Origin of the sequence: Comamonas sp. 4034, from assembly GCF_050434545.1 — a bacterium.
Classification (GTDB): Bacteria; Pseudomonadota; Gammaproteobacteria; order Burkholderiales; family Burkholderiaceae_C; genus Comamonas; species Comamonas odontotermitis.
In genome coordinates, this window is the sequence record NZ_JBNDIT010000006.1 from 91,325 (window position 1) to 109,334 (window position 18,010).

An 18,010-nucleotide genomic window follows, 5' to 3' on the forward strand; every position below is an offset into this window, starting at 1 on the left:
GGGGTGCGCGCGGAATGCTGTTTTGGTTCAGAATTGCGCCTATGGAAACCACCCTTCCCACTGCCATCGAGACCCTGCCTGCCACCGTGCTTACCCCAGCGCTGAGCACGCTGCGCATGGATGCCGTGGCCTCCGAGGTTCCAGTGGCCCTCGTGTTCAATGGCATATCCCACGCAGTGATGATGTGCACTCCGCAGAATCTTGAGGCCTTTGCGCTCGGCTTTGCGCTGTCGGAAGGCATCATCGACAGCGCCGAGGATTGTTACGGCATCGAAGTTGCGAACGCCCCTGCATGCGGCGGCGGTATCGAGTCGCCCGGCATCCAGGTGGAGATCACCATTACCAGTCGCTCTTTTGCCCGCCTGAAGGACAAGCGCAGGACGCTGGCCGGGCGCACGGGCTGCGGCATCTGCGGCATTGATTCGCTGGATGCGCTGGACCTGGTGCCCGAGCCGCTGGCGCTTGCGGCCTGGGCGCGCGGCATCGGGCTGGAGCAACTGCAAAGCGCCTTCAGCCAGTTGCCTGCACTGCAGCCCCTGAACCAGCAGGCCGGCGCCATCCACGCCGCGGGTTGGGCCACCGCAGACGGCCAGTTGCAACTGGTGATGGAAGACGTGGGCCGCCACAATGCGCTCGACAAGCTGCTGGGCTGCATGGCGCAGCAGCAGTTGCTCCAGCAAGCCGGTTTTGTGGTGATGACCAGCCGCGCCAGCTACGAACTGGTGCGCAAATGCGCCCGCCTAAGGCTGCCGGTGCTGGCGACCATTTCTGCCCCCACCACCCTGGCCATCCAGGTGGCGAACCAGGCCGGCATGCGCCTTTTTGGCCTGTGCCGGGGTGACAGGGCCATTGCCTATACAGCCAATTGATAAAGACCACTTTCTGCCCCGCAGCGCCCCACAGATGGCCCTGAGGCACTCAAAAAACGTAGCATATCAGCAACACTTATCGCGCCATCGCCCCAGATTCGGGTACTGCGCCTATACATTGCGGATCAAGAGCTATTAAACTTGTAGCAGATATTTCTCGCGACTATGGTCGCGCCCAATATTGTGGATTTGAATGCGAAAGCGCCGCTTTCGCTCCTCAACATAGCGCAAGGAGAACCATACATGAGCGCCAAGGAAAATACCGCCATCAACCAGCTGTTCGAGCGGTTGGAATGCCGATACGCTTTGCGTGTGCTGTGGGCACTGCGTGACGGCCATCCACAGACCTTCCGACTGCTGCAGGACAGTGTAGGCGGCATCACTCCCAATACCTTGAACACCCGTATCAAGGAACTGCGTGAAGCGGGTTTCCTCGATCACAACAGCGATGGCTACACCGTCACCCCTTCGGGCCAGGACCTGCTCAAGCGCCTGTCGGACGTGCAAGCCTTTGCCACCCGCTGGGTAGCAGCCGGCCAGGCCAAGAAATAAAACACCCCAGGCCCGACAAAACCATGCCAAGCCCGCCCCGTGCGGGTTTTGTGCTTTATGGACAGGTATGATTGCCTGTTGCAAGAACATTCTCAAAGGATCACCATGGCATTCACTACCACCCCATCGGGCCTGCAGTACGAAGACACCGAAGTCGGCACGGGCGCAGAAGCAGCCAAGGGCCAACAGGTCACCGTGCACTACACCGGCTGGCTGTATGCCGATGGCCAGCAGGGCAGCAAGTTCGACTCCAGCAAGGACCGCAACGATCCGTTCGTGTTCCCTCTGGGCGCCGGCATGGTCATCAAGGGCTGGGACGAAGGCGTGCAAGGCATGAAGGTGGGCGGCAAGCGCACCCTCATCATCCCTGCAGAACTGGGCTATGGCGCACGCGGTGCAGGCGGTGTAATCCCTCCCAACGCCACGCTGAAGTTCGATGTGGAACTGCTGAAGGTATAACCCCGGGCAACCCAATGGGGAAAGACTGCCCGATGTCTGGCGCCCGATAGCAAGCAATCGCTGCAGCGCCACAGGAGGTGTTTCTCCCTTCAATGCCATCCCCGGCAGGAACTGCACCGCGCGCAAGCCCGGTGCAGTTTTTCTTTTCACTTTGCCAGCGACTGGCAGGCGAATCCGCAAAGCGTGGGTGTGGCTCCCATGAAACGAGACAGGCACCGGGGCATTTCTAGGGCTGCCGCTCCGTTGATGCCACCGCCGCCCCGGTTTTGCGGCGAGTGAGGCAACTCACCCCCCAGATCACCAGCACCCCCACGGGCACTCCGAAAACCGCTGCCAGCGTTGGCTGTATACCCCACCACAGATGGGAAGGCGGGGCCGATTGCCATCCCGCCGCACGCGCAGGCGATGTGTTCGCGACCATGTAATACAAAGTGATGCCCAGGCCTGCCAGCATGCCCCAGACGGCCCCCTGGCGTGTTGCTCCCTTCCAGTACAGGCCCAGCAGCATTGCAGGAACAAAGGCTGAGGCGGCTATCGAAAAGGACGCAGACACCAGCACCAGAATGCCGGAACTGCGTACCGATGCCACAGCGGCTGCCGCCAGCGCCACCATCAGCAAGGTGAATTTGGAGAGAATCACCCGCTGCTGTGGCGTCACGGACTTGCCCCGCTCCACCAGGTACAAGTCGCGCACCAGGGCATTGCTGATGGTCAGCAACAGGCCATCAGCGGTTGACAGCGCCGCAGCCAGCCCGCCAGCAGCCACCAGGCCCGAGACCACAAACGGCAGCCCGCCCAGCTCCGGCGTGGCCAGCATGATCAGATCGGCACCCAGCCGTATCTCGCCCCATTGCACAATGCCGTCGCCATTCACGTCTTCGATCGACAGCAGCGAGCCGTCCACCCGCGTCCACTGGGCAATCCAGGTGGGCAGGGCATCGAAATGGCTGCCCACCAGGGTCTGCATCACCTGCAGCTTGACGAGCGCCGCCAGCGCGGGCGCACTGGTGTAGAGCAGCACCACAAAAAACAAGGTCCAGGCCACCGAGCGGCGTGCCGCGGCCGGTGTGGGCAAGGTGTAGTAGCGGGTCAGCAGATGCGGCAGGCCCGCAGTGCCCAGCATCAGACAAAACATCAAGGCCAGAAAATTGCGCCGCGACACATCTTCCTGCACCTGCGCAGCCTCTGCCACACCGGGAATCACCGCATACGGCACCGTATGCTGCGGCATCCCGCCCAGCGGCTGGGCGCGGGCGTAGTTTTCATGCATGGCAGCCGTCCACTGCTCGCGCGCTGTGGCTTCGTCCTGCGGCAGAGCCGCCAATTCACGCCCCGCTGCCAGCACCTGGCCCAGGTCGGCATTGCTGATGCGCAACTGGTGCACCAGCTCACGAAGCCGCTCGCGCTCGGCTTCAAGCGCAACAGGAATATTGCGCAGCCGCGATTCATACACCATGCCGCGCTGCAGGTAGACCAGCTCCACATCGCGCTCGGCTGGATCACTCAGCAGGGTTTTCTCGTACTCTGCAATCTTGCCCAGCTCCTGCGTATAGACGGCCACCGCCACCGGACTGCCCAAGCGCTGGTAGGCGAGCCAGGACACAGGAATCAAAAATGCCAGGAGAATCATCACGTACTGCGCCACCTGCGTCCAGGTGATGGCGCGCATGCCCCCGAGAAACGAGCAGACCAGCACCCCGCCCAGGCCCAGCATGATGCCGATCTCGAACTGCACGCCGGTCAGGCGCGAGGCAATCAGGCCCACGGCATAGATCTGCGCCACCACATACGAGAACGAGCACATCACTGCCGCGAGCGCTGCAATCACGCGCGGCCAACGGCCGCCATAGCGCAGCTGAAAGAAATCCGGCAGGGTATAGAGATTGAGCGCCCGCAACTGCGGGGCAATCAAAAGCGCCACCAGCACGAAGCCGCCCGTCCACCCAAGCAGATAGGCGAGCCCCCCCGGCTGCTGGCTGGTACCTGCAAAACCCTGCAGGTACAGCGCGCCCGACAGGCTCAGAAAGGAGGCCGCGCTCATCCAGTCCGCCGCAGTGGCCATGCCGTTGTAGATGGGCGGAATGCGGCGGCCCGCCACGTAGTACTCTTCCGAATCGGCCGTTCGCCCCCACACGCCAATGGTGGCGTACATCATTACCGGCACAAACAGGAAGATCGGCCCGATCCATTGGCGCGACAGACCGGCATGCTCTGCCCAGCCCACCAGCCCGATGAAACAGGCCAGGCCCAGCAGATACAGTGCAAACAGCTTGTGAATTCGTTGCATGGGAGCTGTGCTTGCTTACTGCACATCCTTTTCCGGGTGCAGCCGCAGATACAGAAGATATGCCACCACCAGCAACACGTACAGAACCGGCAGGCCCGAGGCAGCATAGCGGTAAGCCGCGCCCGCTCCCCAGACGGCATCGAGCTGCGGCGCCCAGTACAGGCAGGCGAAGGTGCTGAGCACCAGCACGAGCAACACCCACAGATGGGCCGCGTTCAAGCGCATCGAATCAAAGGAGGCCGATGAATCGGGCGAATTCACCTCAGGGCTGATTCTTTCGTTGGCGGTAGTCATTGGCAATAGACGGAAGCTGAGGCTGGGACGGTCATCAAAGTCCTTGGAGGATGGCTGGCTCTGCGAGGCTCTTCATTCTGCGCAGCCACCGCACCGCCATTTTGTCGCAGATGGGACTGGTTTGCGCCCTCTCTAGGGGGAAGCACGGTGCAGCACCCTCCACCTGGTTTTGATAATCCAGCCTGAATCGGCTCTGCAAGCCATGCAGTTACCAGCCGCACCCGTCGCGTAGCGCTTGCGCATACAACAACCATTTTGGAGACAAACAGCCATGACCTATCTCAAACTCACGGCCACTGCCGCCATGCTGGCCTGCACCACTCTTGCGGCCCAGGCAGCCGGCATTTCGGACGACAAGGTCAAGATCGGCGTGCTCACCGACATGTCCGGCCAGTATGCCGACTCGGGCGGCAAGGGCTCCGTCGAGGCAGCCAAGATGGCGATCGAAGACTTTGGTGGCAAGGTGCAAGGCAAGCCCATCGAGCTGGTGTTTGCCGACCACCAGAACAAGGCTGACATCGGCGGCACCAAGGCCCGCCAGTGGTGGGACGCCGAAGGTGTCGACATGATCATGGACCTGAACAACTCGGCCATTGCCGGCGCCGTGTTCACCCTGGCCAAGGAACGCAACAAGGTTGCCATCAGCACCGGCGCGCTGTCCACGGGCTTGACCAACGAGTTCTGCGCCCCCACCACCGTGCACTACACCGTCGACTCCTACTCGCTGGGCAAGTCAGCGGTCGAGAGCATCATGGCGCAGGGCAAGAAGGACTGGTTCATCCTGGCAGTCGACTATGCCTACGGCAAGGTGACTGCCGCCACGGTGACCGACTTCGTCAAGGAGAGCGGCGGCAAGGTGCTGGGCACCGTCTACCACCCGTTCAATGCCAGCGACTTCTCTTCCTTCATGATGCAGGCGCAGGCCAGCAAGGCCCAGGTGGTGGCGCTGGCCAATGCCACGCAGGACACCGTCAACTCCATCAAGACGGCGCGCGAGTTCGGCATGACCAAGAACATCACCTTTGTGCCACAGCTCATCTACATCAACGATGCACACGCCATGGGCCTGGAGCTGGGCCAGGGCCTGACCTTTGCCACGGCCTTCTACTGGGACCGCAATGACGAATCACGCGCGTGGTCCCAAAAGTACCAGGCACGCATGAAGAAAATGCCGTCGATGAACCAGGCCAGCGTCTATTCCGCCGTCACCCAGTACCTCAAGGCCATCGATGCCGCTGGCACCGACGAAGGCTTGGCGGTGACGAACCAACTCAAGAAGATGAAGATCAACGACGTGTTCTCGCAAAACGGCTACGTGCGCGAAGACGGACGCATGGTGCACGACATGTTCCTCGCCCAGATGAAGTCGCCCAAGGAATCCAAGGGCCCCTGGGATTACTACAAGATCCTCGACACCATCCCGGGTGACAAGGCCTTCCAGCCCCTGTCCAAGAGCACCTGCTCGCTTGTTACAAAAAAGTGAGCATCTAGCGCTTGATGGGTATATGCCAGCGCCTGATTTCACATAAAAAAACCTTTGTGGCCGAGCCCGGCATCCGCCGGGTTTTTTCATGCACACAGGGACAGGAGGCGCAGCACCGCCATTGAAAATTACAAAAACGTACAAATTACGCAGGGTGGCTTAACCCCGGAAGGCCAACTGCTCCGATTCAGCAGGTATCACAACCTGTCGGAGCATGCACCATGCCTACCACCGCCCCTTCTCGCTCGACCCATTCTCGCTGGGTTCGTTGGTCACCACTTTTCTCGGCCTTGCTCACCCCTTGCCTGCTGGCTGCAGGTATGACCACCGCCCACGCGGGCCCATCCACGCCGCGCGGGAGGCTGGCCGATGTCAAGCTGGTGGACCGCACGACAGGCCAGGCCCTGCGCCTATACCAGCACCAGGGCGAATACTGGGTGGCGGGCCGCCCTGGCGCCAGCTATGCCGTTGACATCACCAACCGTACCGGCAGCCGGATTCTGGCGGTCATCAGCGTCGATGGCGTCAATGCGCTGGACGGCAAGACGGCATCGAGCGCACCGGATGACGGCTACGTCCTCAATCCCTGGCAAAACTGGGCCATCACCGGCTGGCGCAAAAGCCAGTCCCAGGTTGCGGCCTTCTACTTTGCGGAAAGCGACGCGTCGTACGCCAGCCGCACAGGCCGCCCCATGGACGTGGGCGTGATCGGCGTCGCCCTGTTCCGCGAGCGCGTGCCCGAACCAGTGCGCCCGCCACCGATTGCGCGCCGCAGCCCCATGATTGAAGAACATGCGCCAGCACGCATGAATGAATCGGAAAAATCCACCGCCGATGCTGCGGCCACGGCACCCTTGCCTGCGCCGCAGCCTGCACCGCAGGCCTCTCCGGTCGCCGTGCCACCGCCCTCGTCACCTGCCGCAGAAAGTGCAGCCGAGGCCTCTCCCGCGCCCTCGTCTGCAGAAAAAGCCGCCAAGCGCGCGCCCTCGACCACAGCCAACGCCGAGCCACGCTCACCAAGCCTTGGTACCGGCCACGGTGCGCTGGAAACCTCGCACACCCGTACTGTGACTTTCGACAGCGCCACGCAACGGCCCGAGCAGATCGTCCGGATTCGCTACGACAGCTACGCCAACCTGGTGGCCAAAGGCGTGATCCGCGAGCCTCGCCCTGCGCCTGAACGCCGCCCCGATGCCTTTCCCGCCGATACCGAGCGCAGCTATGTGCCCGACCCACCTCGCTATTGATTGCGGGCAGCCATGCGCCCCGCCCTGGCACGCACCAGCCTGGGCATGGGTTGCTGTGCGATTTTCTCCACATCGGCTCGCACTGCGCATCCGGCTTTGCATAATGGGCCCGATGGTGGACGAACAACAACCCGACGAAGCGCTGATGCTGGCCTACGCCCGCGGCCATGCCGCCGCGTTTGAGCCCCTCTACGCCCGCCACAGCCAGCGCCTGTGGCGCTATTTTTTCCGCAACACCGGCAATGCAGCCCTCGCCGATGACCTGGCCCAGGACACCTGGTTCGCCGTGGTGGATGCCGCGCCCGGCTACGAGCCCAGCGCCAAGTTCAGCACCTGGGCCTTCACCCTTGCACACCACAAGCTGGTAGACCACTGGCGCCGCCACAAACCCCATGCCAGTCTCGATGAGGAAACCAGCGAAGGCATGGCACTTGCCGAGACCCTGTTTGCCAATTCCGGCTTTGATCCCGAGCGACTGCAAGGCCGCAAGGACATCGCCCGCGCCCTGCTCCACGCCCTGTCCCAATTACCGCCCGAGCAGCGCGAAGCCTTTCTGCTGCAAGCCGAGGCCGACATGGCTGTAGCCGATATTGCCGCCGCCACCCGTGTGACCCAGGAGACCGCCAAGAGCCGCCTGCGCTACGCACGCGCCAAGCTGCGCCAGGCCCTGGGCGCGGGCGACGAAGAACCGCAAAAGGTGCCCGCATGACCGACCGCACCACGCCCCACAACGCAGCCGTACCAGCGCCCGGCACGCCACCGGATGATCTGGTGCAGCGCTACCATGCAGCCAACGCGGAAGACGGCAGCCCACGCGGCCCCAGCCCCGAGGCCAGTGCCCGCGTGCTGGCCTATGCCCGCGAGCAGGCCGCCCTGCGCGCCGTCAGCGACGTGCCACCTGCACTCACGCCCGCACCAGACGCAGGTACCAATTTTGGCGGAGAGCCCGCCAATGACCGCCGCTGGCTGCGCCATGCGCTTGGCAGTCTGGCCGCCATCGGCCTGGTGGGTTGGCTCACCTTGCATCATTTGGACGAGCCCGGCGCGCCACAGCTCGACAGCCCCGCACCGGCCTCTTTGGGCGAATCCGCTCCCACGGCTTCACCATCCCCGGCAACACAGCCCATGGCCAACGACACCATGGCAAGCAGTGCGGCAAGTGCCAGTCTGGAAGAAAAAGCGCCAACAGCGCCCACTCCAAGCGCGCCGTCAGCTGCCAAATCAGAAGCAAAATCGATGGAACGTGTAGCGCCTCGGGCAGCCAGCACTCCCTCCGTGGCTGCTACTGCTGGCGGAGGGGGTGACGGTGGCGTTGGGGCTGCAGCCTCCGCAGGCAAGGTGCAGCAGCATGCCCCTGAGCGCTCCCCTGCCATGGCTGACAGACACGCTGCCGCAGCTTCAGCGACGCCCGCGCGCCCTTCAGCCGCCATGCCCGCCCCGGCAGCTCCTGTGGCGATGGCCCCACCTCCACAGCTGGAACGTCGCGCCCGGGTGAAAGAGGCAGAATCCTCCAGCAATGCAAGTGCAGATGCCAGCATGAACGCCGACACGGCGGCAACCGAGCGCATGGCAGAAGCTGCGCCCCCTGCTACTGCGGAACACCGCGCTGCCAATGGCAAAGCCAAACCGTTGCCCTACTGCAACCCAACCATGTCCGCCGCAGCACAGGCCGAACAAGCGCGCCGCATCAAAGCCCGCGAAGACGCCCAGGCTGCGGGCAAGCCCTTGCCCGATCCTGCGCCGGTTTGCAAACCGCTGCAGAACCCAGCAACGCCGCAGACCGAGCCTCTGGACAGCCGCTAGCCTCTACGCGGTGCTGCCTCCGCCAACACGCAGCGGTAGCCAACGGAAAAAGCCGCCCTGGTCTCAAAGCCAGGGCGGCTTCCCATGCGCAATGCATGGAGTCTTCAGCAACCTGCGCACCATCAACAGGGGCAGGGCTTGCATGCCGGAGGCGTGTTCTGCCTCCTGGGAATCAACCCCTGTAAAGGGCTTCCAGCGCCTTGCGCTCCTGCGGAGTCTGCGAGCGGAACTCGTTCACGACCTGCTCACGGGTCTTGCCGGAGGCCACGCTGGTGTCACGCGGCGGGAAGTTGCCGCCACGGAACGCGTCGGAGCCGCCCTGCTTCACAAACGCAGCCGCTTCGGCTTGCACTTCAGCCCGGGTTCTTTCGCTCTTGAAATGCTCGGGATAGGTGACATAGCCCTTTTCCGTGGTGGTCTGGTGGATGTAGCTGTTCGCAAAAGCTGCATTGCCTGCCAGCAGCGCTGCGGCAAAAACAGACACGGCGGCGATCAGGGAAGTACGGTTCTTTCGCATGAGGAAGTGCCTTTCAAAGGTTTGTAAACACCTCGAAGCGAGTGCATTCGAGATGACTCCATTCTGAAAAAAACACCCTGACGGATTGCCCACCGGAAGATGACATTCTCGCCACCTGCATGTTACGAAAAGAATATACAAACCATAGCAGCCAGCGCTTTCCCGGTAACCCCTGCGCCCCTTCCGTTGCAGAATTAAAAAACGCCATGCCGGGTTGGGCATGGCGTTTTTCATGGTGCCATCAGGCCACCGGTTCTTGCTCCTTCAATTCGTCTTCCGACGGGTCACTCTTGTGCACCATGCGGTACAGCAGTGGCAACACCAGCAAAGTCAATATCGTTGATGAGAGTATCCCGCCGATCACCACGGTGGCAAGCGGGCGCTGGACCTCCGCCCCGGTGCCGGTGGCAATCGCCATCGGCACGAACCCCAGCGATGCCACCAGCGCCGTCATCAGCACAGGGCGCAGGCGAGAGAGCGCGCCGCTGTGCACGGCCTGCGGAACGCCCAGCCCTGTCTCGCGCAGGGCGCGGATCGACGAGATCATCACCAGGCCATTGAGCACGGCCACCCCCGACAGCGCGATGAACCCGATGGCCGCAGAGATGGACAGCGGAATGTCTCTCAGCCACAGCGCCAGTATTCCGCCCGTCAGCGCAAAGGGAATGCCGGTGAAGACGACCAACCCGTCTCTCACGTTGCCAAACATGGCAAACAGCAGGGTGAAGACCAGGAGCAACGCAACGGGCACCACGATCTGCAGGCGCTGCTGGGCCGACTGCATGTTCTCGAAGGTGCCGCCCCACCGCGTCCAGTAACCCGCAGGCAAGGCAATCGCATCCAGCTCGCGCTGCGCCTGGGCGACGAACGAGCCGATGTCCCTTCCCCGCACGTTGGCGCTGACAACGATGCGCCGCTTGCCGTCTTCGCGGCTGACCTGGTTGGGACCCGGAGACAGGTTGAAGGAGGCCACCGAAGACAGCGGCAGGAAAGCCTGTCGGCCCCCTGCCTGTTGCGGCAGTGCAATGGGAAGACGCTCCAGAGCCGCCAGATCATTGCGAATGGATTCCGGCAAGCGAACCTGGATATCGAAACGCCGGTCGCCTTCGAAGATCGTGCCCGCCTCCTGGCCACCAATGGCCGTGGCAATGGTTTGCTGCACATCGCCCAGGTTCAGTCCATAGCGCGATGCCTTCTCGCGGTCCACCTGCACGGTCAGCATGGGCAGGCCGGTGGTCTGCTCCACCTTGACTTCCGACGAGCCCGGCACTTTCTGCAGCATGGCAGCAATGCTCTGCGCGGTGCGCTCCAATACCTGCATATCATCGCCAAAGATCTTCACGGCGACATCGCTGCGCACGCCCGAGATCAGCTCGTTGAACCGCAGTTGAATGGGTTGCGAAAACTCGTAGTTGCTGCCGGGAATCTCTTCCACCGCTTCCTGAATCGCAGCCAGCAGATCTTCCCTGCTGCGGTTGGGATCGGGCCACTGTGCTTTTGGTGTGAGCATGATGTAGCCGTCCGAAATATTGGGCGGCATGGGGTCGGCCGCAATCTCGGCCGTACCGGTGCGCGCAAAGACGCGGTCGATCTCCGGAAATTTCTCCTTGAGCGTGCGCTCCAGCTGCATCTGCATGTCCAGGGACTGGGTCAGGCTCGTTCCCGGTACGCGCAGCGCCTGCACCGCAAAATCCCCTTCGTTGAGGTTGGGCGCAAATTCGCTGCCCATGCGAGACGCCAGCACCAGGCTCAACACCACCGCCACCACGGCACCGGCAATGACGACGATGGGCATGCGCATCACGCCCCGCAGCAGCGGCTCATAGGCATTGCGCGCCCACGACATCAGGCGGTTCTCCTTCTCCGCCACCCGCGCTCCGATAAAGAGGGCAATGGCAGCGGGGATGAAGGTGATGGAGAGCACCATGGCACCGGCCAGCGCCAGCACCACCGTCAGCGCCATGGGGTGGAACATCTTGCCCTCCACCCCGGTCAGCGCAAAGATCGGCAGGTACACCACCATGATGATGAGCTGGCCAAACAGCAGCGGCCGGCGCGATTCCTTGGCGGCTGCAAACACCTCCTGAAAGCGCTCGTTGCGCGTCAGCAGCCGCCCCTTGTGCTCCTGGGCATGCGCGAGACGCCGCACGCAGTTCTCCACGATGACCACCGCCCCGTCAATGATGATGCCGAAATCCAGCGCGCCCAGGCTCATCAGGTTCGCGCTGATGCGGTAGTGCACCATGCCGGTGAAGGTAAAGAGCATGGACAGCGGAATGATGAGCGCCGTGATCAGAGCCGCGCGTATGTTGCCCAGAAAGAGAAACAGGATCACCACCACCAGGGCTGCGCCCTCCAGCAGGTTCTTCTTGACCGTGGCGATGGCCTTTTCCACCAGAGTGGTGCGGTCGTAGACCGTGACAATCTTCACGCCTTCGGGAAGGCTCTTGCGGATCGACTGCATCCGCTCGCCCACCGCCTTGGAAACCACGCGGCTGTTCTCGCCAATCAGCATGAAAACCGTGCCGAGCACCACCTCGCGCCCATTGTCCGTGGCAGCCCCGGTGCGCAGCTCGCGCCCCAGTTCCACATCGGCCAGATCGCGGATGCGTATGGCCTGGCCTTGCGCCGTGCCGACGATGATCTCCTTGAGATCATCGATTCCCTTGGCCTGGCCAGGGGCGCGGATCAGGTACTGCTCACCCTGCCGCTCGATGTAGCCCGCACCGACATTGGTATTGTTGTTCTGCAGCGCCGCCACGATCCGGTCCATGGAGATGCCGTAGGACGCCAGCTTTTCCGGTGAAGGGGCCACCAGGTACTCTTTCGAGAACCCACCAATGGAATTGATTTCGGTAACGCCAGGCACGTTTCTCAGCTGCGGCTTGATGACCCAGTCCTGTATCTCGCGCAGGTCCATGGGGGTATAGGGCGTGCCGTCCGCCTTCTTTGCACCCTCTTCGGCTTCCACGGTCCACAGGTAAATCTCGCCCAGACCCGTGGAGATGGGCCCCAGGCTGGGAGAAATGTTGGCCGGCAGCTTCTCCTTGGCCTCCTGGATGCGTTCATTGACCAGTTGCCGGGCGAAATAGATGTCGGTACCGTCCTTGAAGATGACGGTGACCTGGGACAATCCATAGCGCGACAGCGAGCGGGTCTGCTCCAGCTGCGGCAGGCCAGCCATCACAGTCTCTATCGGGTAGGTGATGCGCTGCTCGGTCTCCAGCGGAGAATAGCCAGGTGCCTGGGTGTTGATCTGTACCTGCACATTCGTGATGTCAGGCACTGCGTCAATCGACAGCTTCTGGTAGCTGAAAACGCCAAGAACGGCCATGGCGGCGGCGGCTACGAGAACCAGCCAGCGCTGCTCGATGGCAAAGCGGATGATGCGCTCAAACATGTACTCTCCCCCGTTCAGTGCGCGTGTTCAGCAGAGGCCTTGCCCATCTCTGCCTTCAGCATGAAGCTGCCGTCCCTGACATACGCCTGCCCGGCTTTCAGCCCTGATTTGATTTCGACAAGGCGACCATCCGAGCGCCCCACCTGCACCACCTGCGCCTTGTAGCCGTCATCGGTGGGTACAAACACCACGCTTTCCTTGCCATCGGGCTGCTGGATCGCCTTGGCATCCACCGCAACGGGTACCTGCGATTCTTCCGCCAGCACCTTCACATCGACAAAGAGACCAGGGCGCCACACACCTTGCGGATTGGCAAGCGCGATGCGAGCGGGAGCGGTACGCGTCTGCTCGCCGATCAGCGCGCCCACATAGGCCACGCGCCCCTCAGCACTGGAGTCGAATGCCGTCGCACGCACCGTGACGGGCGAGCCCACGCGCACAAAAGGCAGTTGCGGTGCAGAGACATTCATCTCGGCCCACACCGAACTCATGTCCGAGATGGTGAAGGAGGCGGTGTTCTCCGCCACCGACTCTCCGACCGTGAGGTGCTTCTCGACCACCACACCGGCGAGCGGCGCCCTCAGTTCATAGCGGCTGAAACCGCCAGCACCGCTGCCACCTGCGCCAGCGCCGATGGAAGACAGTTTCTGGGAGGCATTGGCCACGGCGATCTCGGCTTCCTGCAAGGATGCTCTGGCCTGCTGGTAATCCTGCTCGGCAGAGATGCGCTCCTCCCACAGCTTTTTCTCGCGGTCGTAGGTCGTTCGCGCCAGCGACAGGCGCTTTTGTGCGGTCTGCAGTTCGCTGCGCTGGTCCGAAACCGCCGCGCTCTGCACTACCGCCAGCAACTGCCCCTTGGCTACCCGCTCGCCCAGTTGCGCATGCACCGACGCCACCACGCCCGGCACCCGGGGCACCACGTGCGCGGTGCGGTCCTCGTCAAAGCGGATTTCGCCCGACAACACCATCTCCTTGCGGATGGATGCAGCATCCGCCTGCGCCACCACAATGCCTGCCGCCTTGGCCTGCACGGGGCTGAGCTTGACATGCCCTTCCTCCTCCTTTTCACCATGGCCCGCTTCTTCCGCCTGGGCGTTGACCGCCTGCGTGGCCTTTTTCGCGCCTCCTTCGTGGTGCTCGCCATCCTGGTGCTGGTCCGCATCCTGGTGGGCGTTTTCGGCAGCGGGCCGCTCCCCGTGGTGTTCACCATCGCCATGTGCGTGGGATTCGGCGTGCCCTGCCTCCTGCGTCTGCGCCGGAGAAGATTTTGCTGCCGGCCGCAGAATGAGTGCGCCCCCCACCATGCCGGTGGCAAGGATTGCTGCAACCGCTATCCATTGCCTGGAGGACGAGAGAGAGGCGTCGAATTTGGTTTTTTCGGACATATTCAGATTCCAGTGACTGCAAGATCCACAGTGGGCGAACCCAGAAGACGGTCGATTTCCGCGCGTGCCTTGTGGGAGGCACTGAGCTGCTCCAGCAATTGGCGCTGGCTGTCGAACAGGGTGCGCTGCGCATCCAGGGCGTCCAGAAAGCTGAACTTGCCCAGGCTGAAGCCGCGCACCGCCAGTTCGTACGCCGACTGCGCCGTCGGCACCACCTGGCTGCGCAGCAGTTGAACCTGGCTGTTGCTGCTGAGCAATTGCTGGCGCGCCGCAAACACCTGGGTCTGTATCTGCAGCCGCACGTCCTGCAGGTGTTGTTCCGCCTGGTCCACCTTGCGCAAGGCCTGCAGCTGGTTACCCTCGTTGCTGTCGAACAATGGCAGCGGAATGCTGACGCCGAACACGATCTGGTTGCGCCCCACTTCCTTGGCCCGCTTGACCCCCAGGCTGACGGTCAGATCCTGCACACGCTTGCTGCGCTCCAGGTTGGATGCTGCGCGACTCTGCTCCAGCGCGAGGCGGGCCGTTGCAATGCCGGGAGCGCTGTTCAGAAGCGCGTCGATGTCATCAAAGTTGGGAGGCTCGGCGACGGCGGAAAAATCGCCCGTCGCTATACCCACCTCAGCGGCCTGCCCGCCCCACAGCGCTGCCAGATTCTGCTGCGCCACCAGCACATTGGAGCGCGCCTGGTTCAGCTCCAGCAGCGCATTGGCCTGCGCCACCTGTGCACGGCTGGCTTCCAGCGGAGGCACCTTGCCTGCCTCCACACGCCGGGCTGCGGCGTCTGCCGATTGCTGCGCCAGCGCATGCGTTTTGGCGGCGTAATCCACCCGCTGCTGGGCCAGCAGCAACTCATTGAACTGGCTCACCAGCTGAAACCTCAGCGCCACCTTGGCCTCCAATACGGCGCTGTTGGCAACATCCCTTTCCCGCTCGGCCACCTGGATGCGCGCCTCGCGCTTGCCGCCCAGCTCGACCAGCTGGTTCAACTGCACCGTGCTCGAACGCGACGACGAGCGGGTGTCTTCCTGGCTGTAGGCCAGTTCGGGGTTGGTCCGTGCCTGGCTTTGCAGCACAGCGCCACTGCTGGCCTCTGCGCCATGGCGTGCGGCCTGCAGTCCAGGGTTGGCAGCCAGTGCCTTGCCCCAGGCTGCAGAGAGCGTGGTTTCCACCTGGGCCCCGGTAGCCGCCCCGGTAGCCGCCCCGGAAGCGCGTGCAGGCGCCTCTGGCGGAGAGGCCCAGCCAGATGCAGCTTGCGCGGGATGAACGAAGGCTGCCGCTACCAGGACGGCAAGCGAGAGCGTTTTGATATGCATTGGGCCTATGAGCCGGCCATAGAGCGGGGTCGCCATGTGAGCTTCTCCAGAAATCGAAGTTCGCGCACACACGCCCTGCACTTGCGCGTCCCGCCTGCACCAAAGTGCCGCTCGGACGCCCAGACGGTCTCATGCATTCGCCATGCAATCCCAGACGGGCGCACTGTGACGTGCACTACGTCGACGAGGGTCAATGCGCGCTTGCAGGCACTCTATGAATTCGACGGCGACACGAAGCCGTCAGGCAGATTACAAATTTGTAATCTGCATTTCTGTTGCAAATGCCAGACAATCTGCTGCATGAGATTGCTTTTGATTGAAGACGAAGCGAAGCTGGGGGAGTACCTGCGCAAGGGCCTCTCCGAGGAAGGCTATACGGTCGATACCGCAATCAATGGTGTGGATGGCCTCCACATGGCGATGGAGCTGGAATACGACCTCATCGTTCTGGATGGCATGCTGCCCGGTATTGACGGGTTTGCCGTGCTCGCCGCGCTGCGGCAGTCGAAAGCCACCCCGGTTCTGATGCTCACCGCCCGCTCCGATGTGGAAGACCGGGTGCGGGGCCTGCAAAGTGGCGCCGATGACTATATGGTCAAGCCCTTTGCGTTTTCCGAATTGGTGGCACGCATTCAGGTACTGCTGCGCAGAACCTGCATGCACCAGCAGTCACCGGAGCCCACCATCCTCAGTGAAGGCGATCTGGAACTGGATCTGATCCGCCGCAAGGCGACGCGCGCTGGCACCCGGCTGGACCTCACGGCCAAGGAATTCAACCTGCTGGCCCTGCTGCTTCGCCGCAAGGGCGAGGTGCTCTCCCGCACGGAGCTGGCATCGCAGGTGTGGGACATGAACTTCGACAGCGAAACCAATGTGGTGGAGGTCGCCGTGCGCCGCCTGCGCATGAAAGTGGACCATCCGTTCGACACCCCACTGATCCAGACGGTGCGCGGCATGGGCTATGTGCTGGAGGTCAGGGCCGCCGGATGAGCGCTGCAGCCACCGTCCCCCACCTTGGAAAATACCTTTTCCGCTGGCTGGCCATACTCACCATGCTGGGGCTGGGTGCGGTCAGTCTGGCGGTCTATCTGGCCTTTGACCATACGCTGTCCCTGCGGCAGCAGGAGATGCTGGACCAGAAGCAGGCCTCGCTCACCCATGTACTCGCCGATGACCTGCAAGAGCACCGAACCAAGTCGCTGCAGCACATGCTCACGGATTTTCTGGCGGGACATGGAGACTATGCGGTCTACATCAGGGACGATGCCGGAAACACCCTTTTCGACAGCCGCACTGCGTCCTTTCCAGCGCACCACGCGATCGAGCGGTCGTTCAGGGTGTCCTTCTATTCGGAGCAGGCCGAACAGCTGCTGAGTGCAAATGCTACCCTGGTGATGGACCGGCGGCCCGATGATGCACTGCTCCGGTCGCTGGCCTGGACGCTCTTGGCCTCCATGGTGGCTGGCTCGCTCATATTGTCCGTGTTCGGCCGGTTGCTGGTGAAAAAAAGCCTGCACCCGATCAAGGCGCTCGTGACCCAGATCGGCGAGATCACTGCCAAGGATTTCGAGAAACGCCTGGATGGCAGTGCCTTGCCGCAGGAGTTGCACCCGCTGGTGACGCAATTCAACGCCTTGCTCGACCGGCTGGCCGATGCCTACCGCCAGCTCGAATCCTTCAACGCCGATGTGGCGCATGAGCTGAACACACCGCTTGCCACCTTGATCAGCAGCTCCGAAGTGGTGCTGCGCAAGCCCCGCTCTGTGGAGGAAATGCGGGAGGTGCTGGAGTCCAATCTGGAGGACCTGCGCCGCATCGCCAGCATTGTGGGAGACATGCTTTTCCTATCCAGAGCCGACCGGGGCGCCGGCGCGCGGGAGAAGAAATACGCACGCCTGGGGCCCGTTGCTTCTGAGGTGGCCGATTTCTACGAGGCGGTGGCGCTGGATGCCAACTTGCGGATCGAAATCGATGGAGATGCAAGCGCGCCCATCGATGCCCCCCTGATACGCCGCGCCCTCTCCAACCTGCTCAGCAATGCAACCCGCTATGCACGCGCAGGCTCGGTGGTCGTGATACAGCTTCGCAACCGGCAGCAAGCCGATCACCAGGAGACGGTGATCATCGTGTGCAATGAGGGCACGGGTATCGACGCCACACACCTTCGCCACCTGTTCGAGCGCTTTTACCGCGCAGATGCATCGCGCCACAATGCCGACCACAACCATGGCCTGGGGCTGGCCATTGTTCAGGCCATTGCCAAGATGCATGGCGGCTCGGTGTTTGCCGAGTCCGACGAAGGCAGCACCCGGATTGGCATCATTCTCCCTGCCAGCTAGCAATACACTTGCAACCCCGGCCCCGCAGCGGCAACAAAAAAAACCAGTCAGGCAACTGA

15 protein-coding genes are annotated in these 18,010 nt (G+C 62.7%); 9 read left to right on the forward strand and 6 right to left on the reverse strand.

The features are described from left to right. Window positions 1–41 precede the first annotated feature (41 nt). From fdhD to ABIE32_RS08530, 3 genes are all read left to right on the forward strand, one after another. The gene (gene fdhD / locus ABIE32_RS08520) at window positions 42–869 is read left to right on the forward strand and encodes a formate dehydrogenase accessory sulfurtransferase FdhD (protein ID WP_429015268.1); all 828 of its coding nucleotides are present in this window, start codon (window positions 42–44) and stop codon (window positions 867–869) included. A gap of 243 nt (window positions 870–1,112) precedes the next feature. Then, window positions 1,113–1,421, forward strand: coding sequence for a winged helix-turn-helix transcriptional regulator (locus tag ABIE32_RS08525; protein WP_224149605.1), 309 nt, complete (start codon window positions 1,113–1,115; stop codon window positions 1,419–1,421). Window positions 1,422–1,526: 105 nt separating this feature from the next. Then, window positions 1,527–1,880, forward strand: coding sequence for an FKBP-type peptidyl-prolyl cis-trans isomerase (locus ABIE32_RS08530; protein ID WP_224149606.1), 354 nt, complete (start codon window positions 1,527–1,529; stop codon window positions 1,878–1,880). A 226-nt stretch (window positions 1,881–2,106) separates the two neighbouring features. Here ABIE32_RS08530 and ABIE32_RS08535 read toward each other — a convergent pair whose 3' ends face one another. Together ABIE32_RS08535 and ABIE32_RS08540 are read right to left on the reverse strand one after the other, a co-directional pair. After that, the gene (locus tag ABIE32_RS08535) at window positions 2,107–4,167 is read right to left on the reverse strand and encodes a VC_2705 family sodium/solute symporter (RefSeq protein ID WP_429015269.1); all 2,061 of its coding nucleotides are present in this window, start codon (window positions 4,165–4,167) and stop codon (window positions 2,107–2,109) included. 15 nt (window positions 4,168–4,182) lie between these two features. Beyond that, on the reverse strand, window positions 4,183–4,461 hold the full coding sequence (locus ABIE32_RS08540; RefSeq protein WP_429015271.1) for a hypothetical protein: 279 nt from the start codon (window positions 4,459–4,461) through the stop codon (window positions 4,183–4,185). Window positions 4,462–4,732: 271 nt separating this feature from the next. On the opposite strand from ABIE32_RS08540, the gene ABIE32_RS08545 reads away from it, so the two are divergent. The 4 genes from ABIE32_RS08545 (at window position 4,733) to ABIE32_RS08560 (ending at window position 8,994) form a co-directional block, all read left to right on the forward strand. Then, window positions 4,733–5,944: an ABC transporter substrate-binding protein gene (locus ABIE32_RS08545; protein WP_429015272.1), complete on the forward strand. Its 1,212-nt coding sequence runs from the start codon at window positions 4,733–4,735 to the stop codon at window positions 5,942–5,944. Window positions 5,945–6,165: 221 nt separating this feature from the next. Further along, the gene (locus tag ABIE32_RS08550) at window positions 6,166–7,191 is read left to right on the forward strand and encodes a hypothetical protein (protein ID WP_429015274.1); all 1,026 of its coding nucleotides are present in this window, start codon (window positions 6,166–6,168) and stop codon (window positions 7,189–7,191) included. Between the two features lie 112 nt (window positions 7,192–7,303). Continuing rightward, entirely contained in the window at window positions 7,304–7,900 is a 597-nt protein-coding gene (locus ABIE32_RS08555; protein ID WP_429015275.1) for a sigma-70 family RNA polymerase sigma factor, read from the forward strand. Beyond that, window positions 7,897–8,994 (forward strand): hypothetical protein, encoded by a 1,098-nt coding sequence (locus tag ABIE32_RS08560; protein ID WP_429015276.1) that lies wholly within the window; start codon window positions 7,897–7,899, stop codon window positions 8,992–8,994. The genes ABIE32_RS08555 and ABIE32_RS08560 overlap by 4 nt, the downstream gene beginning before the upstream one ends. Window positions 8,995–9,166: 172 nt before the next feature. Here ABIE32_RS08560 and ABIE32_RS08565 read toward each other — a convergent pair whose 3' ends face one another. From ABIE32_RS08565 to ABIE32_RS08580, 4 genes are all read right to left on the reverse strand, one after another. Then, a complete protein-coding gene (locus ABIE32_RS08565) occupies window positions 9,167–9,511 on the reverse strand; it encodes a DUF4148 domain-containing protein (protein ID WP_224149613.1) in 345 nt (114 codons plus the stop codon). 241 nt (window positions 9,512–9,752) lie between these two features. Further along, window positions 9,753–12,911 carry a CusA/CzcA family heavy metal efflux RND transporter gene (locus ABIE32_RS08570; RefSeq protein WP_429015278.1) on the reverse strand — a complete coding sequence of 1,053 codons (3,159 nt, stop codon included), beginning with the start codon at window positions 12,909–12,911 and terminating at the stop codon, window positions 9,753–9,755. Between the two features lie 14 nt (window positions 12,912–12,925). Beyond that, on the reverse strand, window positions 12,926–14,296 hold the full coding sequence (locus ABIE32_RS08575; protein WP_429015279.1) for an efflux RND transporter periplasmic adaptor subunit: 1,371 nt from the start codon (window positions 14,294–14,296) through the stop codon (window positions 12,926–12,928). Window positions 14,297–14,298: 2 nt separating this feature from the next. After that, window positions 14,299–15,648 carry a TolC family protein gene (locus tag ABIE32_RS08580; RefSeq protein ID WP_429015281.1) on the reverse strand — a complete coding sequence of 450 codons (1,350 nt, stop codon included), beginning with the start codon at window positions 15,646–15,648 and terminating at the stop codon, window positions 14,299–14,301. A 264-nt stretch (window positions 15,649–15,912) separates the two neighbouring features. Between ABIE32_RS08580 and ABIE32_RS08585 the strand changes: the two genes are divergently transcribed. Both ABIE32_RS08585 and ABIE32_RS08590 read left to right on the forward strand, forming a co-directional pair. After that, window positions 15,913–16,602: a heavy metal response regulator transcription factor gene (locus ABIE32_RS08585; protein ID WP_395027532.1), complete on the forward strand. Its 690-nt coding sequence runs from the start codon at window positions 15,913–15,915 to the stop codon at window positions 16,600–16,602. Beyond that, window positions 16,599–17,951 carry a heavy metal sensor histidine kinase gene (locus ABIE32_RS08590; RefSeq protein ID WP_429015283.1) on the forward strand — a complete coding sequence of 451 codons (1,353 nt, stop codon included), beginning with the start codon at window positions 16,599–16,601 and terminating at the stop codon, window positions 17,949–17,951. The genes ABIE32_RS08585 and ABIE32_RS08590 overlap by 4 nt, the downstream gene beginning before the upstream one ends. Window positions 17,952–18,010 lie beyond the last annotated feature (59 nt).